We start from the raw sequence: 23,843 nt of genomic DNA, 5'->3' as shown, positions 1-23,843 counted from the left end.
TTATGACCGTTCACCAAATTGAAGATGTATTACCGCACACCGCACCGATGATTTTAATTGATAGCTTAGATAGCTACGACGAAGAGAGTGGTCGTTGCTCGGTAACGATTACCCCAGACAGTAATTTTTATAATCCACAATCACAAACAGTGCCAAGTCATGTTGGTATTGAATATATGGCGCAATCGATTGCCGCATATGCTAATGCCAATCAAATAGATAGTGGTGCGACAGTCGAGATAGGCTTTTTAGTGAGTAGTCGCAAATATAAAATACATTGTAATGGTTTTAAACTAGGCAGTAAGCTTACAATTGATGTCACAAAACTTTATAGCGAACCCAATGGTTTAAGCGCGTTTGAATGTGTGATTCGAGAAGGCAATAGCATTTTAGTTGATGCCAAAATAAATGTTTTTCAACCTGAAAATCCAGAACAATTTTTAGCGGAGCAACTGTAATGTCACGACGTGTATTAGTCACAGGTTCAAGTAAAGGTATTGGTAAAGCGGTGGCTTTGCAACTGGCCAAAGATGGCTTTGATATTAGCTTACATTGTCGTTCAGGCATAGAGGCAGCGGAGCAAGTAAAAATTGAGATCAGCGCATTAGGTGTTAATGTTGATATTCTGCAATTCGATGTAGCCGATAGAGCGACTGCAAAAGCGGTACTTGATGATTATGTTGAGAAACATGGTGCTTTTTATGGTGTAGTCTGTAATGCAGGCATTACTGCGGATACGGCCTTTCCAGCAATGACTGATGCTGAATGGGACAGTGTTATCCACACTAACCTAGATGGTTTTTATAATGTGCTTCATCCACTGGTTATGCCAATGGTCCGCACCCGTAAAGGTGGCCGTATTGTTGCTATGTCATCAGTCTCTGGTGTTGCAGGCAATCGTGGGCAAGTCAATTATAGTGCATCAAAAGCGGGCGTGATTGGTGCATCAAAAGCGTTGGCAGTTGAATTAGCAAAACGTAAAATCACCGTAAATTGTGTCGCGCCTGGTTTAATTGATACGGGTATGACTGATGACCTTCCAATTGCAGAAATGACTAAAATGATCCCAGCGAACCGCATGGGTAGCGCTGATGAAGTTGCAGCAGCTGTTGCATTTTTAATGTCTGATGGAGCAAGTTATATTACTCGTCAGGTACTTCAAGTTAATGGTGGAATGGCGTAATGAAACGTGTAGTAGTAACAGGTATGGCGTCAATCACTGCGCTTGGTGATAACTGGGATGAGTTTAAGGCTGCTTTAGTAAAAGGCGAAAATGCCGTTAAGCAGATGAAAAGCTGGGAATACATAGATGGTTTGAATACTAATCTCGCTGCCCCAGTTGAAAATTTTAGTCGCCCTGCACATTATTCACGTAAAAAAGTACGTTCGATGGGGCGAGTATCGTTGATGTCGACCGTTGCGACAGAACGTGCACTTGAACAAGCTAAATTATTAGAACACCCCTCGCTTACTGATGGCTCAACCGGTGTATCGTATGGTTCGTCAATCGGCTCAACTGAACCGCTGGTGTCATTTGGTCGGATGATGGAAACTGGCTCTATGAATGGTGTAACGGCAACCAGTTATATTCAAATGATGGCGCATACGGCTCCAGTGAATGTTGGAGTGTTTTTTGGCCTCAAAGGACGTGTTATCACTACTAGCTCGGCGTGTACCTCTGGTTCACAAGGTATCGGTTATGCCTATGAAGCAATCAAGTTTGGTCGCCAAAAGCTAATGGTTGCCGGTGGTGCTGAAGAACTATGTGTTACTGAAGCTGCTGTATTTGATACACTTTATGCTACCAGTACACAAAATGACACACCGAAAATGACACCACGTCCGTTTGATAAAAACCGTGATGGGTTAGTGATAGGTGAAGGCGCGTCTACGCTTATTTTAGAAGAATATGAACATGCAAAAGCGCGTGGTGCGACAATTTTAGCTGAAATTGTTGGCTTTGGTTGTAACTCTGACGGCCAGCATGTCACACAGCCGACTGCATCTACAATGCAAGTAGCGATTGAAATGGCATTACAGGATGCAGATTTATCTGCGGATGAAATTGGTTATGTAAGTGCCCATGGAACATCAACCGATCGAGGTGACATTGCAGAATCCCATGCAACTTTTAATGCTTTAGGTGCAAAACCAATTAGCTCGCTTAAAAGTTACTTGGGGCATACTTTAGGTGCGTGCGGCGCGATTGAAGCGTGGGCAAGTATTAATATGATGAGCGATAATTGGTTTGCCCCAACGATCAATTTAACAGAGATTGACAGTGAATGTGCCCCGCTTGATTACATCACTGAGCAAGGTCGTGAGATACACACTGATTATGTAATGAGTAATAACTTTGCATTTGGTGGGATTAATACATCACTTATTTTTAAGCGTTTTAGAGGTGAATAAAATGCGCTGGCTACTATTATTGTTTACTCTATTTAGTGGTGCTGTTTTATCTGCTTCTAAGCTGGAAATTGGTGGTGGCGTTTTTGCGGCTGATATTCCCCATTATTTAGGCTCAGATCAAAGTGAGCAATATATATTGCCGGTGCCCTATATCCGTTATCAAAGTGATGAGTTAGATTTAGATCGTAATAACCTAACTGGGTATTTATGGCAACATGATAAATTGCATTTAGATATTTCAGCAGGGGTTAGTTTAGCGGTTGATAGTAAAGATAACCAGGCACGAGAAGGGATGGAAGACCTTGATTGGGTCTTTGAACTCGGTCCTTCATTAAATTACTACTTACTAGGGTCACCTAAAGCCGAAGAACAGTTATATGTTGGTTTATTTACTCGTAAAGCAATGGCGACGGATTTTAGTTCACTGACAAATGCAGGGTGGCGGTATGGGCCGAGTGTTTATTTTGAAACCCTTTTGTTAACGGGTGATAATTATGAAATAACCACCACTATCCGAGCGAATGTAAACTTTGCTGATAGTCGTTATTTAAATTATTTCTATGGTATATCAGCGTTAAATAGCCGTATAAATCGCAGTGAATTTACCGTTGGTTCAGGATATTCAGGTACAGATTTATCTTTAGGGGTAAATTTTGATACTAAAAAATATTGGCTGGGTGGATTTGTGAAATATCACCACTTAGCAGATAGTAAACAGCAACGTAGTCCTTTAATTAAACAAGATAGTAATGTCTCAGTTGGTTTTGGTGTTGCATGGAAATTTTATACTCAACAAGGAAAATAAAGATGAAAATAGTTTATAGCGCTCTGTTATTGGCGACTACTTTAATAACAACAGCTGTTGAAGCGCGTGATGATATAACTAAATACCCAATTCAACAACTGCTAGAAAGCAGTAAAGCAAAGGATGCTTTATTAGATATTCCATTGTATTTTGCAGATCAAAGCTACAGTAAAGAAAGCAGTAAATACGGTGAAGTGATCAGTAATAAAAAAACCAATGCATTTGGTAAATCTGATACTGAAGCATGCGAATGGGTGATGCTTAGTGCGCTAAAAGCACTACAGCAACGTGCTGTGAAAGAGGGGATGAATGCGGTTGTTAATATTCAGTCGTATTATAAAAAACGTAAATTCATTAGTAGCACTGAATATGAATGCGGCGCGGGCACAATTATGGCCGGTGTGGCATTAAAAGGCACTTTAGTTAAGTTATAACTAACTGCTTACTTCAAATTGCTGTATAATTTGCGACCCTTGATAATGTGGCCGCAGGTTATACAGCATGAATTTTAAATCTTTTAGTTTTGCCCCTGAACTTCTTCAGGCGTTAGATGAACTTAACTATCACACCCTTACGCCCATTCAACGTAATGCTATCCCAGCAGTGCGTAAAGGCAAAGATGTTTTAGCCAGTGCCCAAACAGGCACAGGTAAAACAGCTGCATTTGCTCTACCTATTATTCAAAAGTTATCTGAAGTTGAGCATACGCCAACAAATGCACCGCGTGCATTAGTATTAGCACCTACTCGTGAGCTTGCAGAGCAAATAGCCAATAATTTTAAAGATTTTGCTAAGTATACTGCTCTTAAAACCGTTTGCCTTTTCGGCGGTGTTAACATAGCAGGTCAAGCGAATGGTCTAAAAGAGGGGGTAGATGTCGTTGTTGCTACTCCGGGTCGTTTACTTGATCATATTCGCCTTGGTAACTTGAGCCTTGCTCAGGTTAAGCATTTAGTTCTTGATGAAGCTGACCGTATGCTTGATATGGGCTTTATTGGTGATATGCAAACCGTGATCAATGCCTGTGCTGATGAGCGCCAAATATTATTATTTTCGGCTACATTCCCAGCGGCAATTAAGCAGTTTGCAAGTAAAGTGTTAAAGCAAGCGGAAATTGTGCGCGTTGATCAAACAAACAGCACTGCAGCAACTGTACATCACGTTGTTTACCCAGTAGAAGAGCGCCGTAAGCAAGAATTACTATCTGAACTTGTTGGGAAAAAGAACTGGCAGCAAGTGCTTGTGTTTGTAAATATGAAAGACACAGCTGACGAGTTAGTCAAAGAACTTAATCTTGATGGTATTCCTGCGGCTGTATGTCATGGTGATAAGACGCAAGGTAATCGTCGTCGCGCATTAAGTGATTTTAAAGCGGGTAAAGTTCGCGTGCTCGTAGCAACTGAAGTGGCCGCGCGAGGTATCGACATCGATGGTTTACCGCGTGTGATCAATATTGATTTACCATGGCTTGCAGAAGATTACGTACATCGCATTGGCCGTACTGGCCGTGCTGGTAATCAAGGTGAAGCAATTTCGTTTGTAAGCCGTGAAGAAGAAAATACTTTATTCGAAATTGAAACCCTAATAGGTCAAAAAATTGAGCGTGAATACTTACCAGGTTATAAAGTAAGTAACCGTGAAGTACTGATTGATAAAATTGGTAAAAAACCGTCTCATTTACGTCGTTCGCGCAGTAATAAAGTCTCTGGTCAAGCAACGGGTGAAGCTCGTGCAAAAAACCGTTCGCGTATTTCAGGTGTACGTAAAAGCCTTAAAGGCGAAAAGCTTGCTTTGAAAAAGTAATATTAAAAGTACACAAAGTGATAAAAGCCTGAGTTTACTCAGGCTTTTTTGTTACTCTTATACCAATCGACTTAAATATTTAACCATCCTAGCGAGCTAAATAAAGCGCTAACTGCGTTATAAATTATTCATGTACGACTGCATGGATGCAGGAGGTAGAGCAATGCAGGAGCAATTGCCGAGAACAACACCATGTCAAAATTTATGCCTTGTTATCACTCCACTTACCTGTCGCTATAATTGGTCAGTAACTTAACACGATTGGTATTACTTAAAATATGGGCATAAAAAAACCCCAACTTGTGGGGCTTACATCAAATTAAGTCAAAAACTTGGTTATGTGTTTTTCTCAATCATTGATAATGCTAAAGCTTCGGCTGCTTTTATCCCATCAATACCTGCGGAAAGAATACCACCTGCGTAGCCCGCACCCTCACCGGCAGGATATAAGCCTAGGGTATTAATGCTTTGCATACTCTTATCGCGTTTGATGCAAATAGGTGATGAAGTGCGTGTTTCAACACCCGTCAATAATCCATCATTAGTTGAAAAACCACGAATTTGCTTGTTAAATGCAGGGATTGCTTCACGGATGGCGTCAATTGCAAAACGTGGTAGCACTTTTGCCAAATCAGTTAGCTTAATGCCTGGAGTATACGAAGGTTTAACATCACCTAATGTACTTGAGTCTTTCCCTTTTAAGAAGTCACCAATTAATTGTGCAGGTGCGTCATAATTACTGCCACCTAACTCGTATGCTTGTTCTTCGAGTTTGCGCTGCAAATCAATGCCAGCTAGTGGATGCCCTGGAAAATCTTCATCGGGGGAAATGCCCACAACGATAGCGCTGTTTGCATTGCGTTCACTGCGTGAATATTGGCTCATGCCGTTGGTAACAACGCGACCTTCCTCTGATGTTGCAGCAACCACAGTTCCACCCGGGCACATACAAAAGCTGTAAACAGTCCGGCCATTGTCGCAATGATGTACAAGTTTATAATCAGCTGAACCAAGAATTGGATTGCCCGCATTCGTACCAAAACGGCATTCATCAATCATTGATTGCTTATGCTCAATTCTAAAGCCAACAGAAAATGGTTTTGCTTCAACGTAAATACCTTTGTCATGCACCATTTGAAAAGTATCACGGGCACTGTGACCGACAGCAAGCACAACATGGCGAGTATTGAGTTGCTCGCCTGATGAAAGTTTAAGGCCGGTAACTTGACCGTCTTCTAGTAAAATATCATCGACACGGGTGCTAAAACGAATTTCACCGCCAAGCGCTTCAATGCTTGCACGCATTTTTTCAATCATGGTAACGAGTTTAAAGGTACCGATATGAGGTTTGCTTACGTACAAAATCTCCTCTGGTGCACCTGCGGTTACAAATTCAGTAATTACTTTTCGACCATAATGCTTTGGATCTTTTACTTGGCTATATAGTTTGCCATCAGAGAATGTACCTGCGCCGCCTTCACCAAATTGTACATTTGACTCCGTATTTAAAGTACGTTTACGCCAAAAACCAAATGTATCTTTTGTGCGTTCGCGTACTTCTTTACCGCGTTCTAATATAATAGGTTTGAAGCCCATTTGTGCCAATATCAAGCCTGCAAATAAACCACAAGGCCCAAAACCAATAACAACAGGACGCTCTTGGATTGTGGAAGGTGCCTTACCTACAAACTTATAGCTGGTATCAGGTGCGACTTTAACGTGTTGATCTTTTGCAAACTTGTCGAGTAGCTGCTCTTCATTATCAACGACAATATCAAGGGTATAAATGAGTAAGATTGCGGTTTTTTTACGTGCGTCGTAACCACGTTTAAAGACGTTAAAACTGTGAAGTTGATCTGCATTAATGGCAAGCTTGGTAATAATGGCTTGTTCAATTGCGTCTTCGCTATGCTCAAGAGGCAGTTTTATTTCTGTTAAACGTATCATATTTAATCTCTATTAGGTGTCTTAGCAGTCACTTTGGCGAACCGCTCACAATGGCGCGTATTTTACGTTAATTTAAGCTGCGATGGCAGTGATTATTTATTGTATTTTTTCAAGCGTTGGGTATGATCCAGCGCTGTTGTTGAGTAAATATAGGCATAGTAAGAATATGGCATTTGTAGTCACTGAAAATTGCATTAAATGTAAATACACGGACTGTGTATCAGTATGCCCTGCAGATGCGTTTTATGAGGGGCCTAACTTTTTAGCAATTAGTCCAATTGATTGTATTGATTGTGGTTTATGTGTACCTGAGTGTCCTGCTGAAGCAATATATCAAGAAGATGAATTACCCGAATCGCAAAAAGATTTTACCGAACTTAATGCTGAACTTGCACTTGTGTGGCCGAGAATAACTGAAGTTAAACCCGCACCAGATGATGCAGACACCTGGAATGGCGTTGCAAATAAACTAAAATTAATCGAAAGTTAATTTAAATACCATTTCACCTCCAATTTATTAATTATTAATAACATTTATTTAATTAAACTATTAACAAATGACCCTGCTTGAATTAAACTTTACGAATTAATTTACTCCTGATGAGTAATCTGATTCTAAACGGATGTTTATGCAGCTTCTAAAATCGATAAATATAAAAGTATTCTTTGTCGTACTGACAGTATGTAGCTTCTTTAGCGTAGCTGAAAAGCAACAATTCAATCTGGCCCATATTGATAAAAGTATCGATATAGACGGCCAACTCAATGAACCCCATTGGCAACAAGCCACATTAGTTGCTCTGAAATATCAAAATGAACCTAATGAAAAAGGTACGCCACCGGTAAAAACTGATGCCTACCTGTATGAAGATGGCAGCTATCTATATGTTGGTTTTATTGCATACGATAATGATCCGAGTCAAATACGTGCAGCATTAAGAGACCGAGATACTTTATGGTCTGACGATAATGTCGCAATAATGATTGATACATTCAATGATGAACGTACAGGCTATGAGTTTTATGTAAATCCGCTGGGTGCTCAAGGGGATATGCGTATGACTGATACAGATGGCTGGAGTGAAGACCCATCTTGGAATGCAATTTGGGATAGCGCCGGTCAAATTACTGAGCAAGGCTATGTGGTGGAAATGCGAATTCCATTTACCGCATTGCGATTTCCTAAAAATAAAGCGGATATGACATGGAGTTTTGCTGCGTGGCGAAATTATCCTCGTGATGTGACATACCAAATGTCGAACGTCGGATTTGACCGTGACACAAAATGCAGCTTTTGCCAATTTGACAAAATTACTGGCTTTAATGCCATGGAGCCTAGTAAAAATATTCAAGTAACACCAACATTTACAGCACTACGTCATGATGTTAAAGACACAGTGCCGGGCGATTGGGAAAATGGTGATATTGATACTGAAGCTGGTTTAGATTTACGCTGGGGGATCACGCAAGATGCGGTGATCAATGCAACAATTAACCCTGATTTCTCACAAGTGGAAGCAGATGAGTTAGAGCTGGATGTAAACACCACCTATTCAATTTATGTTGCTGAAAAGCGCCCCTTCTTTTTAGATGGCGCATCGTATTTTAAGAGTAGTCTATTTGAATTACTTTATACCCGTACTATTGCAGAGCCTGAAATTGGCGCAAAAATAACAGGTAAAACCAATAACCATAGCTATGGTTTTATGTATGCTGATGATGAAAATACCAGTGTGTTATTACCTACAAATCAAGGTTCAGGTTTTGCTAACTTAGGGGGTAAATCAAAAGCCTCAGTAGGGCGTTATCAATATGATATAGGCGAACAAGGTACCATTGGCGTAATGACTACCCATCGTGAATCAGCTGATTATCATAATACGGTATTGTCTCTTGATGGTAGTTACTGGTTTAACCAAACAGATAGTTTAATGTACCAAGTTGCTACCGCAGACACGAAGAATTCGACTTACCTTGTTGATAAATATAATTTAAAGCAAGATCAATCAGATCAAGCCTATAAAATTGAATTTACACGAGAAAAACGTGATTATGAGTTATATGCAAGTTACGAGCACGTGGGTGAAGATTACCGTACTGATTTAGGTTACCAAGCAAAAGTTGATTACAAAAAAGTAAATCTAGGGGGCGGTCAAACCTGGTATCTCGATGCTGATAACATCATAACAGAATATTCATATGAAGCTGATTGGGATAAATCATGGGCACTTGATGGCCGCTTACTTGAAGAAGAATATGAAGCAGTTGTTGAATTAAATGGACAGTTACAGTCATTTTTACAATTTGGTTTAACCCACCGAAATGAAAATTATTATGATGAGTTTTATAACCAAAACATTGGTTTTGTGTACGGTGGGTTTAATCCAACTAATGACATTCGTTTAACATTATACAGTGAATTTGGCAGTAAAATAGACTATAGCAATGAGCAGCTAGGTGAGTTACTGGCCATTGAACCTGAGTTTACTTGGGATATTAATGACCATTGGCAAGTGCAATTAGAGCATAGCTATAGTCGTTTGAATGCTCAAAATGGCGAGCGAATTTATACTGCTAATCAAACTGATTTACGTATTTACTATAAATTTAATATGCGCTCTATGCTTAAACTGGTTATGCAGTTTGAAGATATTGACCGTAATAAAGAGGCCTATTATTATGCTGTTAATCAGACGAATCGAGAGTTAGGTAATCAGCTAATTTATTCTTACAAGATAAATGCTCAAACACTGTTTTACTTAGGGTATTCTGATAAAGGTTACCAAAATGATTCGCTGAAAAGTTTAGAGCGAAATCAACGTACGTTTTTTACAAAGCTTAGCTATGCATGGCAGCTTTAAAGGAACAGTTACTTTAAGCGTTAACCGTACTTTATTAGAATTTGAAAGCCCTAATGTTAGGGCTTTTTACTTTTGAGCTAGAGATTACGTAAATAGGCTTCAACAAACTGAGCTTGATTTGGGGCTTTTGGTGCTGTTTTAAATTGAATTAACGTATCGGTGTGGCGTAGCTTTAGTTCATCAGCAAACTCACATGAAATTTTTCCAAACTGCTGTGCTTTCGTTTTAAATTCAGGTTGTTTTTTACATTGTTGTGCCAAGCTTGTTGCAATTTGAGCACAATAAGCACCGACAGCGTAGGTCTGCAGTATTTTATCATCAAGTTCTTGCCAATTAACTGTTGTTGTAATGTTTTTACCGCAAAACTTATTAAGTTCTTTGGTTGCAGCAGTTAATGCTATTTGCGATTGTTTAATGCTATTGTCACGATCAAACTTAGCCAATTTTAGTTGTATACCTTGTTCTTGTTGTGCCTGATATTGCGCATATACATCTTCAGAAATAGCGGTTGAGCGTTTATCTTTTAGTTCTGATAAGTAAATACCTTGTCGTGTATTCGGCAAATATAGCGTGTAGTTGCAACAGCTATAGCTTTTTCCTTTTGTGATTAAAGCGCGTTGTTCACCATCAAAAGTGTATTTATAAGCTTCAATACTGCCGTGAGGTTTTAAGTCTGTTAAAAAAACGACTTCATCAATTGGGCTATTAACACCGACCACTTTAATTAAAGCCTGAGACTTATCTCGGCTTTCAATGATCGTTACATGTTCGCCACTGGATGACTCTAAAAGAATAGGGTATTTTTGAAATTCAATTGCTTGAGCTGAGGAACAAAATAGAGCAAGTAAAAGTAGAATTTTTTTCATTTTTAAATCCATTTAAGTAAGTTGGGGTGAGTTTAACAATCGAGATTTATAATTAAAACAACTAATTATTACCCTCCGTTTATTATTTTTGTATTAGCGTGTTTTGATAGCGGGTAACTTCATCTGTGACAACCGATTCTAAACTTTTTAAACCCCATTGCTTACCGATTGCTATTGCTTGCTCAATGGGCAGTTTAAGCTCAGTTGCATGGTATACAGCAACAAGGGCACCGACACGATTGCTGCTGGCACAATGCAATAAAGTTGCCTCAGATGATGTTTCATTTAGCAATTTCTGTAATAAAATAGCGTTTGTAACATTTATATCAGCCTTTGAAGTTATTGGTAATGCCGCGTATTGCAAACCAAGTGTATTTACAACATCTTCTTCATCCCACTGAGTTTCATTTTTACCGCGTAGGTTTATAATATGCTTTACCCCTTTGTCAGCAAGTTGCGAAAGCTGTGCTTGTGTCGGCTGCCCTGAGGTATAAATATTTTCTTGAGGGTTAGCGAAATTGTTTAGCTTTATTAACTCAATTACTTGAGGATTTTTTTGTTCTGCTATGCAAGGTGTACTTAATAAACAGCAAGTAAATAAGATGAGAAAAAGTGCTTTCATAGTTGAGGCCTCATTTGGTAGGTATAAATGTAATAATGCCAGCGGGTGCTGGCATTATTAAAATATTATTAAGGAGTATAATAAATGGGTGAGTCAGGCCCAACAGGTAAGCCTAGAACAAAGACCCACAGATAGAACAAGGCGACCCAACCAACAAAGAATATCATGCTATATGGCAGCATCGTAGCGACGAGTGTACCAATTCCCATGTCTTTTTTATACTTAGTGGCTACCGCGAGTATGAGCCCAAAGTAACTCATCATTGGTGTGATTAAATTAGTAACTGAGTCACCAATACGGTACGCGGCTTGAATTGTCTCTGGTGCATAACCAATTAACATAAGCATTGGTACAAAAATAGGGGCGGTAACGGCCCATTGCGCCGATGAAGAGCCTAAACTTAAATTAACTAAAGCACACATAAAAATAAAGAGTACGAATACCTCGGGGCCAGTCAGATTAAGCGCTTGTAACATAGCAGCGCCATTGATTGCTAAAATAGTGCCTAAATTTGTCCATTTAAAAAATGCGACGAATTGTGCTGCAAAGAATACCAATACAATGTACATGCCCATTGAACTCATGCTTTTGCTCATAGCATCGATGACATCTTTATCATTTTTCATGGTGCCGACAACACGACCATACACAAACCCAGGTATACCAAAAGTAACAAATATAAATACGACAATCCCTTTTAAAAATGGTGATTGTGTTACTAGACCCGTTTCTGGATTACGCAAAATGCCATCAGCAGGCACAATAGTCCACGCTAATAATAGTGATACAACTAATAAAGAAAACCCTGCCCATTTTAAGCCTGACTTTTCAACAGCTGTTAAACCTTGAATATTATTTTGCTCTAAATCTGCACTTGCATCGTCAGGGTTGTATTTACCAAGGCGTGGTTCAACAATTTTTTCGGTGACTAAGGTACCTAGAACTGCGATAAGTAAAACCGAAATCATCATGAAATACCAGTTAGCTTCTGCGCCAACTTGATAAGTAGGATCGATCATTTGTGCTGCAGGAGTAGTGATACCCGCAAGTAATGGATCAATAGTTCCTAATAATAAGTTGGCACTGTAACCACCGGAAACACCGGCAAAAGCGGCAGCAAGGCCCGCTAATGGGTGACGGCCTAAGCTGTGAAATATCATTGCAGCGAGCGGAATTAAAACAACGTAACCAAGCTCTGATGCGGTGTTGGATAAAATAGCCGCAAAAACAACCATAAAAGTAACTAAACGTTTTGAAGCACCCATAACCATGCCGCGCATTGCAGCAGATAAAAGCCCTGAATGCTCAGCAACACTTACACCAAGTAAGGCCACAAGCACAGTCCCTAAAGGGGCAAAGCTTGTAAAATTAGTTACTAACCCGGTCACTATGCGTTGTAAACCTTCAGCACTTAGTAAACTGACCACTTCAATAACACCATCAGGATCACGCCCTGCAGATCCAATTGGACGCGGATCAATCGCACTTAAGCCAAACCAGTCGGCGATGCCACTAAAAACAACGATGGCTACACAAAACATCGCAAATAAGGTGATAGGGTGGGGTAACATATTCCCCATAAACTCAACGGTTGCTAAAAATCGGTTAAATAACCCCGATTGTTTTTCAGGCGGTGTTGAATTCGCAGTGTCGACAACTTTTGACATAGCTGGTTCTCAAAATTTTAAAATTGCCGCAATCTATCATTTTTTACGTTTAGTATCACCTATAAACGGTGACTTACTTACTTAGTACGTTAAATTACCCCTAATGTTAGCGAACACCTTTAAATAACAAAGGGTAACGACGTAATCTGTTGCCTATATAGTCATCAGCTAATATCTGCTCACATATATCATCAACATTATTTGAGGCCTCAAATACCCAATCAAATCTTTCGATAGCTAATAAAAAACCACGTTTGAGAAAACGTTGCTGGCGATATTCATCCAAGTTTTTTCGGATAATATTTAACTTGCTCGGATCTTCACGCAAACGTTCAATTACATGGTTTATGAATACAGTGCCTTTGCTATTATTCTTAGGTCGCGCGCGACGAGGACGATGTAGTGACACAATTATTCCTCATTAAAGATGTTAATGATTTTTTTAAGAAAGTCATCTTTATGCTTGTCGTGCTCATAATCAAGATGGTAAGTATTGTGAAACCCAAATCTCAGCGTTACACCACTGCCTTTTAAATAAACCGTGTACCCATCAATATCAGAAAACGCTGTTAACCCCATATAGTATTTGCCTTCTTCAGTAATCTCACCACGTTGGATAATTCGCTCATATACCGCAAGTACTTGTTTGCCATCAATGTCATTTTTCATTGCTACTCCAAATTATTTGTTGATATATTAATCATTACGTATGGGCATAACATTTAGTTTAAACCATCGAATTAAAGTCACTGAAAATGTCGCAAAATTACAAGTTAGCTCTTAAGTTGCTATGCTAAAGTGTTTTTATTTTAGGGATGACAAAGATGAAATATATATACGTTACAGCGTTATGGTTATTTTTATGTTTAGGCAGTGCAACTACACAGGCAAATGAATCAAGCCTGACTTTAAAAAACCAACAGGGCGAACTCTTTGAACTAAACCAAATTATAGGTAAAAAACCTGTGTATCTAAAATTCTGGGCTACGTGGTGTAAACCGTGTATGGAACAAATGCCGCATTTTCAGCATGCATATGAACAATATGGGGAGTCAGTTGATACGATAGCAATTAATATCGACCTCAATGATGATCCGAGTGCTGTAGAGGCTGTTAAAAAACGCTTTAATTTAACAATGCCGATTATGACTGATGATACCGCTAAAGTCGCGAAACACTATGAGTTTAGAGGTACGCCTTTTCATGTATTACTGGATAAAACGGGGAGAGTGATTTTTCAAGGGCATGATGCTGACAAAGCACTTGATAACACACTACGATTACTATCTCATGATGGTGTTGTTGAAAAGCCACGCTTATTGGATAAAGAGAGTCAAAAAGTAGCGCTTACTCTCACCATTCCAGACAAAGGCTTAAAAGCCGTTTTATATACAGCGACTTGGTGCGACTGGTATTTAGCGGATACTCGCCCAAAGATGGCAAAAAACTGTATTGCAGCACAAGAGCAAATAAATGCCTTAACGGCGCAGGGAATAGATACAGAGGCGAGAGTGAGTCAACTATGGACGGATGAAGCCGCTGTGGCTGAGTACGTAGAAAAATTTAAAGTGCTTCATCCACTTTATATAGATCATGGGAATGACTTATTTATTTCCAATGAAGTGAGTCAAGTTCCTACTTTATTACTCTATAAAGACGCTAAAGTAATACAGCGAGTTACTGACTTTTCAAGCCCAATTAATATGCTAAAGCAGTAATAATTTGCTTTGAATATACGAAAAACTATCCTATGCTCAAGGCTCATACCCCACTGAGCTTAGAGCATGATAGATAAGGCGTTATTACTTAAAACTCGGGAGTTATCAGATCGATTAATCGCGCTGCAAACACCGATACGTATTTTAGATGCCATTAATTGGGATAAAAGCGTAAAAGAAGAGTTTTTCAGACAAAAGTGTCAAAAGAACCCGCTCGTAGATAGAGCCTATTACCAACAACGTGATTTAGGCTTTGTCCCGAGTGATTTACGTCAAGCATTTTCTGATTTAAATCGTAATATTATCAGCCAGCTCGGGCAATTAAACCCGATAGCGCAATACATGAGCAAAATGTGTACTGAATATAAAACAGTACTGAGTATGCTTGAATACAGAGGCACACCTGAGTTCCATGACTTATCTGTCGAGTTGTTTGGGCATCCAAAAGATTTATTTCATGCGGGGGAGCCATCATTATCAGAGCTTGCAAATATGCTCGAGTTGCCTCTTAAAAACTTACTTTCTGCGGACATTTTACCTGATGACCCTAAGAATATTGATGCCGATGAAGCGGTTAAAATTCTTGCTGAACAAGTGAAATTAAGCATGCCAGGTATCGATGTTGAGGTGATGATTAGCGATGGGATCGTCAGTGACGCCGCTGCGGGCGCTAACAATATTAAGCTGAATCAAGACGTGAAGTTTTCACAACGTGAGCTAGATATTTTAGAAGTTCATGAAGGGTGGATCCATGTTGGCACCACACAAAATGGCTTAGCTCAGCCTTATTTAACATGTTTAAGCAAAGGGACACCCAGCTCTACCGTGACCCAAGAAGGGCTTGCTGTTTTAACTGAGATCATCACGCTTAAATCAACACCGCGTCGTTTAGCGAAGCTAGTAAACCGCATTCAAGCGGTGACTAAGGTGATTGATGGCGCTGAGTTTGTTGATATTTATCGAGATTACGTTGCGCAAGGTTTAAGCAAAGATGAAAGCTATACCCTGGCACAACGCGTATTTAGAGGCAGCACAGCGACAGGATTACCCTTTACAAAAGACATCGCATATATAAAAGGGTTTGTACTGGTTTATAATTTAATACGTGTAGCAATACAGCTTGGTCGTATTGATCAATTACCATTATTGTTAGTCGGTAAAATTTCGATAGATGACTTTAGATTGATTTCCCAGTTGCATGATTTAGGCGTAATAGAATCACCTAAGTTTGTGCCACCGCACTTTAAAGATTTAAGAGGTTTGGCAACGTGGCTTAGTTTTGGCCGTTTTATAGGTAACCTGTCATTTGAACAATTAGAGAATGATTATAAACCGCTATTTTTGTGATGAGTTTATTACATCAATCGGTTAAATAATTGAACAACTTAACTAATTAGTATGTATTACAAAAAGGCCTTACAAAAATTGTAGGGCCTTAGTTCAGCTTTTATGTAAATAATTTAGCAAGCCGCATTATTTTATTAACGCGCGTTAGTACTTTCAAATATTTTATCTGCTGAGGCGGCAACAAAGCCGGTATAAAGTTCACCATCAGGCTTAGCATAACGAATAGCAAACTCATAAAAACAACTCGGAACGCTCATTTTTGTGTCACTAAATTCAACCTCAAAGTCATCAGCAAGTGTTGATGATTGCTCTAATAGTACAGCAGGCGAACCTTTTATTTTCCCGCCTGAAGTATTAAGTGCAAAACCTGCGTCTTTAAGTGCTTGGTTTACATCTTCAATGTTATCAAACTTGGCAAGCTCATTGATGTTTACGGTAAAGTGGTTTGCACGGTAACCCCATGCTGACATCCATGCTGCGTATTCACTCTCAGCTAATAATGCCTTGTAGGTATCAGCGTCAACTTGCCAATGAGTACCCGAATATAAAAAATTATCGCCGGTAACTGCGCTTTCGTCGATGTTTGCAACCATCTCGTTGACGATATTTTGCAATTCAGTGGAGCACTTTTCTACTAGCAGCTCAGAGATAAATACTTTTGGCTGTTTTGGATCAGTGTGTTCATAATGTTTGGCGTATAGTTTTTTAGCTTCGAAGTGGTATTCACCGCATTCTTTGTAACCTACCGCTAGAAAATGAGCTGCTAGTTTTTCAAGCCCAATTTTTTCATGGTTAAAGGTACGAAGCGCAATATGATCATTGATCACATCATCTTTTTGCGTTGATCCAAGTAATTCATGTACTTTTACAGCTGAAGGAGTGACTGCAAGGTAGTTTTGCCATAAGTTGTCAAAAAGAGTATTTACATTTGTGTGCATTTTTAATTCCTTAATTTGGTTACTGTGGCCGTTACGCCACAGGCTGATTATTCGATGATTAAGCCCGGCGCAAGGGTTGTAGGTAGATTAACCTGTGATGCTTCAACTGATGCAACAGGATATGAGCAGTAATCTGCTGCATAATAGGCGCTTGCTCTGTGGTTACCGCTGGCACCAATACCACCAAAAGGTGCCGCACTGGATGCACCTGTAATTGGGCGGTTCCAGTTAACAATTCCAGCGCGAATACGCTTTAAAAAATGATCATAGTCATCACGTGAATCACTTAATAGACCAGCAGATAAACCAAATGACGTATTGTTCGCTTCACTAATAGCACTGTCAAAATCGTTATAACGGTAAACTTTAATTAATGGTCCAAAGTGTTCTTCATCAGGAATATCAGCCACGTTGGTTACATCAATAATACCTGGGCTTACAAATCCTGTTCCTGACTTTAAATGAGCAAGTGTAACGAGTGACTTGGCACCCATCGATAATAGCTGCTGCTGAGCGGCCACCATACCTAACGCTGCTTTTTCGCTGATCATAGCGCCCATAAAGGGTTGATCTTCACTAAAACTATCCGCTACATTAATTTGTTTAGTGGCGGTGATCAGTTTTTCTAAAATGGCATCGCCATTTGGTGTGTTTTCAATAAACACACGACGCGCGCAGGTGCAGCGCTGGCCAGAAGTAATAAACCCTGATTGAATGATGTCATGGACTGCGGCACTTACATCAGCTACACCTTTAATAATAAGGGGGTTATTGCCACCCATTTCTAATGCTAAAATCTTGCCAGGGTGACCTGCAAATTGTTTATGCAATAAATGGCCTGTGTTTGAACTACCAGTAAAAAATAAACCGTCAGTATCTTGATGGCTCGCAAGTGCTATACCTGTTTGCACTTCACCTTGGACAAGGTTAATGACACCTGCTGGCAAACCTGCTTTTAACCATAAACTGAGCGTGTATTGCGCGACTAAAGGCGTCAGCTCTGAGGGTTTAAATACCACCGTATTGCCAGCTAAAATGGCTGGAACAATATGGCCGTTTGGTAAATGGCCAGGAAAATTATATGGGCCAAAAATAGCGACTACGCCATGTGGTTTATGACGAATAAATGCTTTGGCACCTGGCATTGAGTTTTCTGTGGTACCCGTACGTTCGTTATGTGCATTGATAGAAATAGCAACTTTACCTGCCATTGCGCCAACTTCAGTGCGCGATTCCCAAAGTGGTTTCCCTGTCTCGCTTGCAATTATGGTAGCAAACTCTTCGCTGTGTTTTTTTAGTTGAGCAACGAAGTTTTCAAGAATTGTAATTCTATTTTCAATTGATGATTCAGCCCATGCTAATTGTGCCAGACGCGCTGACTTTACTGCAGCATCAACTTGCTCTTTACTTGCCGTTTTGCCTTGCCAGATTATCTGACCATTACCAGGGTTAATTGAATTAAAGTCATGACCTAGGCCAGCATGCCATTGGTTATTGATTAACTGTGTACTTTGAGTCTCAATGCTCATTATAAACTCCTACGAGGTTTACAGGCGGAAGAAACGCGCTGCATCCCCTTGTTTTAATTTAAGTGCGGTTGCAACTTCACGGCTAATAATTAAAGTGTGCTTGGCATGGTTATAGTGAGCGTGTTTGGTAAACGTTGCTCTGAAGTCATTCACGCCTTGGTTGCAAATAGCGAGTGTGTCGGAGCTTTGTTCATTAATATGATCCAGCTCACCAATTGATATCGGGCACACTAAGGATTCACGCACACTGCGTATATTTCCTAACTTTGCTTCAACGGTTGGCCCAGCATCAAATAAATCAACGTAGCCACGATGTTCAAAGCCTTCTTTTTCAAGGAGTTTCAGTGCAGGTTTTGTATGCTCATGAACTTTTCCTATCACAGCCTGCGCTTTCTTACTGAGTAAATTGGCATAAATAGGGTATTTAGGCATGAGTTCACTTATAAACGATTTATCGCCTAAACCAACAAGGTGATCAGCTTGAGGAAATTCAATACTAAAAAAGTGTTCTTCAAGCCATTGCCAAAAAGGTGAGTGGCCGTCTTCGTCGCTTACACCGCGCATTTCGGCAATGATCGTGTCAGCAAATCGTTCACTGTGCTGTGCCATAAACAAAAATCGTGAACGTGATAAAAAACGTCCAGCCAAGCCTTTACGGCTGTCTTCGCGTAAAAATAATGTACAAATCTCAGAGCAGCCTGTGTAATCATTACACATGCTTAAAATATCAACTGTGTTATATACTTTCAGGGTTGCAGAGTGGTGAACTGTTTTACCTAGATGGTAATGGTATAATGGCACGTTCAAACCCACCGCAGCCTCAATCGCTGTGGTGCCAACGACTTGCCCTGTTTCACTGTCCTCTAATACGAATAAGTAAGTTTCGTCGTGGGGCTGAGTAATGTTTTTCGCGAAACTTCTTTCTGCGCGTTCAATTTTTTCTAGCAATAAAGCATCATCAACGGGCAATGATGTAAAACCATGGCCAGATTCGATTGCAATTTGCTTTAACGCATCAAAATCGTTGGCGGTGATAGGACGTAATACTTGCATTCAAAGTGCTCCATTAGCACCCATGTAGGGTGCTAAATTAGGTTAAGCGTTTACAACATCTGCCACTGCTTTTTCAAAGCGTGCTAAACCTTCTTTTATATCCTCTAGTGGGATCACGAGCGAAGGTGTAAACCGAATAACGTTTGTACCAGCGACCAAACTCATAAGTCCGTGTTCAGTACTTGCGACGAGAAAGTCCCGTGCACGTCCTTCAAACTTACTGTTAAGTACAGCACCTAATAATAGACCTTTACCACGGACTTCACTAAATACGTCGTATTTTTCGTTGATTTGAGCAAAGCCGGCTCGAAAAAGTTGTTCACGTTCTTTAACGCCAGCAAGTACAGCAGGGGTATTAACGGTATCAAATGCAGCTTCTGCAACGGCGCAAGCTAATGGGTTGCCACCATATGTTGAGCCATGTGTACCAATTTTTAGATGTGTTGCAATGTCGGTTGTTGTGATCATTGCGCCAATTGGAAATCCCCCACCAAGGGCTTTTGCTGTTGTTAAAATATCAGGGGTTACACCTAATTCTTCGTATGCATAAAGAGACCCTGTACGGCCAACACCCGTTTGCACTTCATCAAAGATAAGTAATGCATTGTGTTTGTCGCACAAAGTGCGCACACCTTTAATAAAATCGCTTGTAGGCGAAATAATACCACCTTCACCTTGCAAGGGCTCCATCATAACCGCACATGTCTTGTCGCTAATAAGTGCTTCAAATGCGTTCAAATCATTGTAGTCACAATGATCGATTGCAGCAGGTTTAGGGCCAAATCCATCAGAATAGGCGGCTTGCCCACCTACAGTTACAGTGAAAAATGTACGACCGTGAAAGCCTTTGTTAAATGCGATAATTTGCGTTTTGTCAGCACCATGTATATCCAACGCAAAACGACGAGCAAGTTTAAGTGCCGCTTCGTTTGCTTCTGCTCCTGAGTTCGCAAAATAAACTTTGTCTGCGAATGTTGCATCGGTAATTTTCTTTGCTAAACGCAATGCAGGCTCATTAGTCATAACATTTGATAAATGCCAAATTTTCTCGCCTTGCTCTTTTAAAGCATTTACAAGTGCAGGGTGACAATGCCCTAAACAATTAACCGCTATGCCACCGGCGAAATCAATAAACTCTTTATCGTTTTGATCCCACACTCGTGATCCTTGTCCGCGAACAGGAATAACATCCGACGGGTTGTAGTTTGGAACCATAACATGATTGAATAAGTCTCTATTTACTTGCATTTGACGCACCTAAAATAACGAATATGAGAGGATAAATTATAAAAAAGTTATAAAAACGAATATTTATAAAATATATAGCTGCTTAAAAACAGCTCTTTAGTTGTTGTTTTACTATTATCATGGTTCAGAGATTCAATTTGCAGTGCTATTTTGTTAAAATTGACGATAATAAAAAGCAAAATAACGAAGAGTGTTGCCAAAATGATTAGTCAACAAGATGAAAGATTACTATCTATACTACGTACAAACGCACGTGCGAGTATTTCAGATTTAGCAAGAGCGTTAAATTTGTCACGCTCTACAGTACAAAGTAGGATGCTAAAACTCGAAGAAAGCGGCATTATTAAAGGGTACAGTGTTGATTATGGAGAGGCGTATTTAAATGCCATGGTATCGGCACACGTTTCGATTAAAGTGAAGCAAAAGCTAACAACAAAAACCAATCTTGAACTAAAGCAAATTGACGCTATTTCACAACTTTATGCAATTAGCGGTGAATTTGATTTAATTGCAGTTGTTCAAGCGCAAAATTTAGAAAAGCTAAGTCATTTACTCGATGATATTGGTAATTTAGATGGCGTTGAGCGTACAACCTCATCGGTTATCTTAGAGACCAAATTTAAGCGGTAATATGTAGGGTTACCTCCGTTGAGAAAATAGGATGGGATTAAACTTTACTTAAAATAACTTTACTAATATTTTAAGCTTAAATTGTATTAACACACTATACTATACCCAAGCCACCTCAATATGCAGAGTTCAGCGTTTCACAGGGGCCTAATATCAAGGCGTTACTTTGCAAGAATGGCAGTCCCTTTTAAGAAGCAACAACGATGAGAGTAAGTGCCGGTGAAACGCCCAATGGGTTGGTTTTAAAACGATTTATACTGCGTTACTTTTATAAGGGATTGATTTTAATAATAGAACCACTATTACTTGCAATCAATGCCTTGCCTAAATCGTTTTAAATTCCAACGACGCTCACATATTGAGGTGGTTTGGGTATATTAATTCAGTACTTATTTTATTCTGTAAATTATTATCAATTTGCTAGTTACTCGAATACAGAGGTCATATGCAGGAAAGTTTATTAAATTCTGTTATTAAAATAACTAAAAATAGAGACATTGATTCACTAGAATATAGCCTTATTTCAACAATTAAAGAGTTTGTTGATTGCTCAGAAATTGCTGTTTATAAAGATTTGGATGTCCAAGAAGAATTGACAATTGAACGTAGTTTGTCTTTGCAGACTCTTAACGATAAAGAATTCATCTGGGGGCCAAGACAGATAATAGATGATCCCGAACCTGAACTTGTATCGTGCTTACGCTCTGCATGTATTATCACAGTGAAGTCGAATGATGGAGTTGAAAAACGCTGGTTGCCAATTTCATTTCAAGACAAACCCATAGGCGCAATCTCAATAGTATGTAACGAATTGAAAAGTGCGGATCAAGTATTACTGAACGCTTTTTGTCGAATCTTTGAAAACTATTTATTTATTTTACATGAAAATGAGCGAGATAAGCTAACGGGGTTGCTAAACCGTCAAACTTTTGATAAAAAAATTAAGCAGCTCATTGAAAAACAGGTACTAAAGCAACACAAGTTAACGAAGGTTGATTGCCATAGGAAGTTAAAGCAAAGCTCAACATCTTGGCTTGCAATGATTGATATTGATCACTTTAAAAGTATTAATGACAAGTTCGGACACGTCTGTGGAGACGAGGTGTTACTGGTACTTGCTCAGAGAATGCGTCATTTTTTTCGTTCGACCGATTTGATATTTCGTTTTGGTGGCGAGGAATTTGTTATTGTATTTGAACCAACTAATTTTGAATCAATTAATGAAAAGATGAGTCAATTTCTTGAGATGATAAGAGCAACTCATTTCCCATTTGTAGCAAAGATGACCCTGAGTATCGGTATGTCGCGTATCAGCCCTTATGACTTTCCGATAACGGTATTAGAAAATGCAGATAAGGCACTGTATTACGCAAAAGAAAATGGACGCGATAAACTTTGTTTTTATGAGGAGCTAATTGCTGATAACTTGATTGATTCACCTGATAAGGGTTCAGACATCGATTTATTCTGATCTATTACTTGAGGCAGACCTAATTATTTTATTCTTTTTTACTTCATCAAGCTTGATGATATAAGCATTCCCGCCGATCCCTTTAAATTCCTCGTCTGTGAAGACTATGGTATTTTCATCGTAGAACGTAATAGCTTCTTTTTGAGTAACAATACCTAAATCAATATGCGATACGTCACCGGAAAAAAACTTATCTTCGGAGAAGTTTTCGAATAACCAAATACTGGTTGAATCAAGTAATACAAGTTTTTTTCGATCAGGGCTTAGTGCTGCGGAAGTTATCCAACATAGCTTTTTCATTGTTGTGCAGGTTTTAAAAGATCCGACAAGTTTTGCGTCAAAATTAGCTGCATGATCACCTACTCTGTATACATTAGTTATGCCATCAAAGGGAACAGTGCGATTTTTAGTAAATAGATATAAATGACGACCAAAAGCAACAAATGCTTCTAAATCAAAATTGCGTTTACTTGCAGCAATAGGGCTCCCATCAAGTTCAGGATACGTAAACTTTATGATTTCAGCCTCTGTGGTGTTTGTTTTTATATCAATCGGGTTTTCAATTTTATAAATTGTTAGCCATTTTCGCTCTTGTTTATTATTGCCAAAATCACCTAAAAAGAAGTGCCCAAAGTCATTTTGAGTCATATCCTCCCAATCAATATTTTTTGCGTTTGTGACAAGTACTTCCTTGGCGATAGACCCATCTTCTCTTAGGCGATAAAGTTTAGCTTCGTCACCACCATCGTTTATAGCCCACAGGTGATTACCTTTATCAAACTCAATACCGGAAATTTCTTTTAGTTTAGGATCGACACTCACTGCCTTTTTACTATATAGGGTATAAATTGAAATGCTTATTGAAATAGTTGTAACTAAAAATACGATAGAGATAAGTGAATATAGGCTTTTTTTAAGCATGTATG

23 protein-coding genes are annotated in these 23,843 nt (G+C 39.3%); 12 read left to right on the top strand and 11 right to left on the bottom strand.

Annotation, left to right across the window (positions count from 1 at the left end; genetic code table 11):
• Positions 1-2 precede the first annotated feature (2 nt).
• The 6 genes from ADS77_RS12480 (at position 3) to ADS77_RS12455 (ending at position 5,020) form a co-directional block, all read left to right on the top strand.
• Positions 3-458: a hotdog family protein gene (locus tag ADS77_RS12480; RefSeq protein WP_054203824.1), complete on the top strand. Its 456-nt coding sequence runs from the start codon at positions 3-5 to the stop codon at positions 456-458.
• Complete coding sequence (fabG, locus tag ADS77_RS12475; RefSeq protein WP_054454697.1) at positions 458-1,183, top strand: 3-oxoacyl-ACP reductase FabG; 726 nt, start codon at positions 458-460, stop codon at positions 1,181-1,183. Before ADS77_RS12480 ends, fabG begins: the two co-directional genes overlap by 1 nt.
• The gene (locus ADS77_RS12470; RefSeq protein ID WP_054454696.1) at positions 1,183-2,412 is read left to right on the top strand and encodes a beta-ketoacyl-ACP synthase; all 1,230 of its coding nucleotides are present in this window, start codon (positions 1,183-1,185) and stop codon (positions 2,410-2,412) included. The genes fabG and ADS77_RS12470 overlap by 1 nt, the downstream gene beginning before the upstream one ends.
• A gap of 1 nt (position 2,413) precedes the next feature.
• Positions 2,414-3,217 carry a MipA/OmpV family protein gene (locus tag ADS77_RS12465; RefSeq protein ID WP_212760594.1) on the top strand — a complete coding sequence of 268 codons (804 nt, stop codon included), beginning with the start codon at positions 2,414-2,416 and terminating at the stop codon, positions 3,215-3,217.
• A gap of 2 nt (positions 3,218-3,219) precedes the next feature.
• Positions 3,220-3,651, top strand: a complete 432-nt coding sequence (locus ADS77_RS12460; RefSeq protein WP_054454694.1) for a hypothetical protein — start codon at positions 3,220-3,222, stop codon at positions 3,649-3,651.
• A gap of 67 nt (positions 3,652-3,718) precedes the next feature.
• Positions 3,719-5,020: a DEAD/DEAH box helicase gene (locus ADS77_RS12455; protein WP_054454692.1), complete on the top strand. Its 1,302-nt coding sequence runs from the start codon at positions 3,719-3,721 to the stop codon at positions 5,018-5,020.
• 336 nt (positions 5,021-5,356) lie between these two features.
• Here ADS77_RS12455 and ADS77_RS12450 read toward each other — a convergent pair whose 3' ends face one another.
• Positions 5,357-6,967 carry an NAD(P)/FAD-dependent oxidoreductase gene (locus ADS77_RS12450; RefSeq protein WP_054203818.1) on the bottom strand — a complete coding sequence of 537 codons (1,611 nt, stop codon included), beginning with the start codon at positions 6,965-6,967 and terminating at the stop codon, positions 5,357-5,359.
• A gap of 166 nt (positions 6,968-7,133) precedes the next feature.
• Between ADS77_RS12450 and fdxA the strand changes: the two genes are divergently transcribed.
• Positions 7,134-7,457 (top strand): ferredoxin FdxA, encoded by a 324-nt coding sequence (gene fdxA / locus ADS77_RS12445; RefSeq protein WP_054203897.1) that lies wholly within the window; start codon positions 7,134-7,136, stop codon positions 7,455-7,457.
• Positions 7,458-7,590: 133 nt separating this feature from the next.
• Positions 7,591-9,828 carry a carbohydrate binding family 9 domain-containing protein gene (locus tag ADS77_RS12440; protein ID WP_099458977.1) on the top strand — a complete coding sequence of 746 codons (2,238 nt, stop codon included), beginning with the start codon at positions 7,591-7,593 and terminating at the stop codon, positions 9,826-9,828.
• Between the two features lie 77 nt (positions 9,829-9,905).
• Here ADS77_RS12440 and ADS77_RS12435 read toward each other — a convergent pair whose 3' ends face one another.
• The 5 genes from ADS77_RS12435 to ADS77_RS12415 all read right to left on the bottom strand — a co-directional run bounded on the left by ADS77_RS12435 (position 9,906) and on the right by ADS77_RS12415 (position 13,652).
• Entirely contained in the window at positions 9,906-10,694 is a 789-nt protein-coding gene (locus tag ADS77_RS12435) for a hypothetical protein (protein WP_054454689.1), read from the bottom strand.
• 82 nt (positions 10,695-10,776) lie between these two features.
• Positions 10,777-11,316, bottom strand: coding sequence for a fused DSP-PTPase phosphatase/NAD kinase-like protein (locus tag ADS77_RS12430; RefSeq protein ID WP_054454688.1), 540 nt, complete (start codon positions 11,314-11,316; stop codon positions 10,777-10,779).
• A gap of 68 nt (positions 11,317-11,384) precedes the next feature.
• Positions 11,385-12,983 (bottom strand): AbgT family transporter, encoded by a 1,599-nt coding sequence (locus ADS77_RS12425; RefSeq protein ID WP_054203814.1) that lies wholly within the window; start codon positions 12,981-12,983, stop codon positions 11,385-11,387.
• A 106-nt stretch (positions 12,984-13,089) separates the two neighbouring features.
• Positions 13,090-13,392 (bottom strand): hypothetical protein, encoded by a 303-nt coding sequence (locus ADS77_RS12420; protein WP_152960618.1) that lies wholly within the window; start codon positions 13,390-13,392, stop codon positions 13,090-13,092.
• Between the two features lie 2 nt (positions 13,393-13,394).
• Positions 13,395-13,652, bottom strand: a complete 258-nt coding sequence (locus ADS77_RS12415; protein WP_054203812.1) for a DUF3081 domain-containing protein — start codon at positions 13,650-13,652, stop codon at positions 13,395-13,397.
• 155 nt (positions 13,653-13,807) lie between these two features.
• Between ADS77_RS12415 and ADS77_RS12410 the strand changes: the two genes are divergently transcribed.
• Together ADS77_RS12410 and ADS77_RS12405 are read left to right on the top strand one after the other, a co-directional pair.
• Positions 13,808-14,701 carry a TlpA family protein disulfide reductase gene (locus ADS77_RS12410; protein WP_054454685.1) on the top strand — a complete coding sequence of 298 codons (894 nt, stop codon included), beginning with the start codon at positions 13,808-13,810 and terminating at the stop codon, positions 14,699-14,701.
• Between the two features lie 66 nt (positions 14,702-14,767).
• On the top strand, positions 14,768-16,048 hold the full coding sequence (locus ADS77_RS12405) for a flavohemoglobin expression-modulating QEGLA motif protein (RefSeq protein WP_054203810.1): 1,281 nt from the start codon (positions 14,768-14,770) through the stop codon (positions 16,046-16,048).
• 134 nt (positions 16,049-16,182) lie between these two features.
• Here ADS77_RS12405 and ADS77_RS12400 read toward each other — a convergent pair whose 3' ends face one another.
• The 4 genes from ADS77_RS12400 to ADS77_RS12385 are packed head-to-tail and all read right to left on the bottom strand — an operon-like array spanning position 16,183 to position 20,816.
• The gene (locus ADS77_RS12400; RefSeq protein WP_054454684.1) at positions 16,183-16,986 is read right to left on the bottom strand and encodes a DUF1338 domain-containing protein; all 804 of its coding nucleotides are present in this window, start codon (positions 16,984-16,986) and stop codon (positions 16,183-16,185) included.
• A gap of 47 nt (positions 16,987-17,033) precedes the next feature.
• Positions 17,034-18,515, bottom strand: a complete 1,482-nt coding sequence (gene astD / locus ADS77_RS12395; RefSeq protein ID WP_054454683.1) for a succinylglutamate-semialdehyde dehydrogenase — start codon at positions 18,513-18,515, stop codon at positions 17,034-17,036.
• A gap of 18 nt (positions 18,516-18,533) precedes the next feature.
• Positions 18,534-19,568 (bottom strand): arginine N-succinyltransferase, encoded by a 1,035-nt coding sequence (astA, locus tag ADS77_RS12390; RefSeq protein ID WP_054203807.1) that lies wholly within the window; start codon positions 19,566-19,568, stop codon positions 18,534-18,536.
• 42 nt (positions 19,569-19,610) lie between these two features.
• Positions 19,611-20,816, bottom strand: coding sequence for an aspartate aminotransferase family protein (locus tag ADS77_RS12385; RefSeq protein WP_054454682.1), 1,206 nt, complete (start codon positions 20,814-20,816; stop codon positions 19,611-19,613).
• A gap of 201 nt (positions 20,817-21,017) precedes the next feature.
• Between ADS77_RS12385 and ADS77_RS12380 the strand changes: the two genes are divergently transcribed.
• Positions 21,018-21,446: an Lrp/AsnC family transcriptional regulator gene (locus ADS77_RS12380; RefSeq protein ID WP_054203805.1), complete on the top strand. Its 429-nt coding sequence runs from the start codon at positions 21,018-21,020 to the stop codon at positions 21,444-21,446.
• Between the two features lie 445 nt (positions 21,447-21,891).
• Entirely contained in the window at positions 21,892-22,917 is a 1,026-nt protein-coding gene (locus ADS77_RS12375; protein ID WP_054454680.1) for a GGDEF domain-containing protein, read from the top strand.
• Here ADS77_RS12375 and ADS77_RS12370 read toward each other — a convergent pair.
• Positions 22,909-23,838: a hypothetical protein gene (locus tag ADS77_RS12370; RefSeq protein ID WP_054454678.1), complete on the bottom strand. Its 930-nt coding sequence runs from the start codon at positions 23,836-23,838 to the stop codon at positions 22,909-22,911. The two genes, ADS77_RS12375 and ADS77_RS12370, sit on opposite strands and share 9 nt — an antisense overlap.
• Positions 23,839-23,843: the final 5 nt, after the last annotated feature.

Origin of the sequence: Pseudoalteromonas porphyrae, from assembly GCF_001298125.1 — a bacterium.
Classification (GTDB): Bacteria; Pseudomonadota; Gammaproteobacteria; order Enterobacterales; family Alteromonadaceae; genus Pseudoalteromonas; species Pseudoalteromonas neustonica.
This window is presented reverse-complemented; position numbering and strand designations above follow the sequence as displayed.

What these genes read in the sequence shown, in the direction of transcription:
- astA (WP_054203807.1), bottom strand. Translation starts at nt 19,568, where the DNA reads ATGCAAGTATTACGTCCTATCACCGCCAACGATTTTGATGCGTTAAAG.
- ADS77_RS12470 (WP_054454696.1), top strand. Translation starts at nt 1,183, where the DNA reads ATGAAACGTGTAGTAGTAACAGGTATGGCGTCAATCACTGCGCTTGGT.
- fdxA (WP_054203897.1), top strand. Translation starts at nt 7,134, where the DNA reads ATGGCATTTGTAGTCACTGAAAATTGCATTAAATGTAAATACACGGAC.
- ADS77_RS12465 (WP_212760594.1), top strand. Translation starts at nt 2,414, where the DNA reads ATGCGCTGGCTACTATTATTGTTTACTCTATTTAGTGGTGCTGTTTTA.
- astD (WP_054454683.1), bottom strand. Translation starts at nt 18,515, where the DNA reads ATGAGCATTGAGACTCAAAGTACACAGTTAATCAATAACCAATGGCAT.
- ADS77_RS12385 (WP_054454682.1), bottom strand. Translation starts at nt 20,816, where the DNA reads ATGCAAGTAAATAGAGACTTATTCAATCATGTTATGGTTCCAAACTAC.
- ADS77_RS12375 (WP_054454680.1), top strand. Translation starts at nt 21,892, where the DNA reads ATGCAGGAAAGTTTATTAAATTCTGTTATTAAAATAACTAAAAATAGA.
- ADS77_RS12415 (WP_054203812.1), bottom strand. Translation starts at nt 13,652, where the DNA reads ATGAAAAATGACATTGATGGCAAACAAGTACTTGCGGTATATGAGCGA.
- ADS77_RS12480 (WP_054203824.1), top strand. Translation starts at nt 3, where the DNA reads ATGACCGTTCACCAAATTGAAGATGTATTACCGCACACCGCACCGATG.
- ADS77_RS12440 (WP_099458977.1), top strand. Translation starts at nt 7,591, where the DNA reads ATGTTTATGCAGCTTCTAAAATCGATAAATATAAAAGTATTCTTTGTC.
- ADS77_RS12400 (WP_054454684.1), bottom strand. Translation starts at nt 16,986, where the DNA reads ATGCACACAAATGTAAATACTCTTTTTGACAACTTATGGCAAAACTAC.
- ADS77_RS12460 (WP_054454694.1), top strand. Translation starts at nt 3,220, where the DNA reads ATGAAAATAGTTTATAGCGCTCTGTTATTGGCGACTACTTTAATAACA.
- ADS77_RS12410 (WP_054454685.1), top strand. Translation starts at nt 13,808, where the DNA reads ATGAAATATATATACGTTACAGCGTTATGGTTATTTTTATGTTTAGGC.
- ADS77_RS12455 (WP_054454692.1), top strand. Translation starts at nt 3,719, where the DNA reads ATGAATTTTAAATCTTTTAGTTTTGCCCCTGAACTTCTTCAGGCGTTA.
- ADS77_RS12435 (WP_054454689.1), bottom strand. Translation starts at nt 10,694, where the DNA reads ATGAAAAAAATTCTACTTTTACTTGCTCTATTTTGTTCCTCAGCTCAA.
- ADS77_RS12430 (WP_054454688.1), bottom strand. Translation starts at nt 11,316, where the DNA reads ATGAAAGCACTTTTTCTCATCTTATTTACTTGCTGTTTATTAAGTACA.
- ADS77_RS12370 (WP_054454678.1), bottom strand. Translation starts at nt 23,838, where the DNA reads ATGCTTAAAAAAAGCCTATATTCACTTATCTCTATCGTATTTTTAGTT.
- ADS77_RS12425 (WP_054203814.1), bottom strand. Translation starts at nt 12,983, where the DNA reads ATGTCAAAAGTTGTCGACACTGCGAATTCAACACCGCCTGAAAAACAA.
- fabG (WP_054454697.1), top strand. Translation starts at nt 458, where the DNA reads ATGTCACGACGTGTATTAGTCACAGGTTCAAGTAAAGGTATTGGTAAA.
- ADS77_RS12405 (WP_054203810.1), top strand. Translation starts at nt 14,768, where the DNA reads ATGATAGATAAGGCGTTATTACTTAAAACTCGGGAGTTATCAGATCGA.
- ADS77_RS12380 (WP_054203805.1), top strand. Translation starts at nt 21,018, where the DNA reads ATGATTAGTCAACAAGATGAAAGATTACTATCTATACTACGTACAAAC.
- ADS77_RS12450 (WP_054203818.1), bottom strand. Translation starts at nt 6,967, where the DNA reads ATGATACGTTTAACAGAAATAAAACTGCCTCTTGAGCATAGCGAAGAC.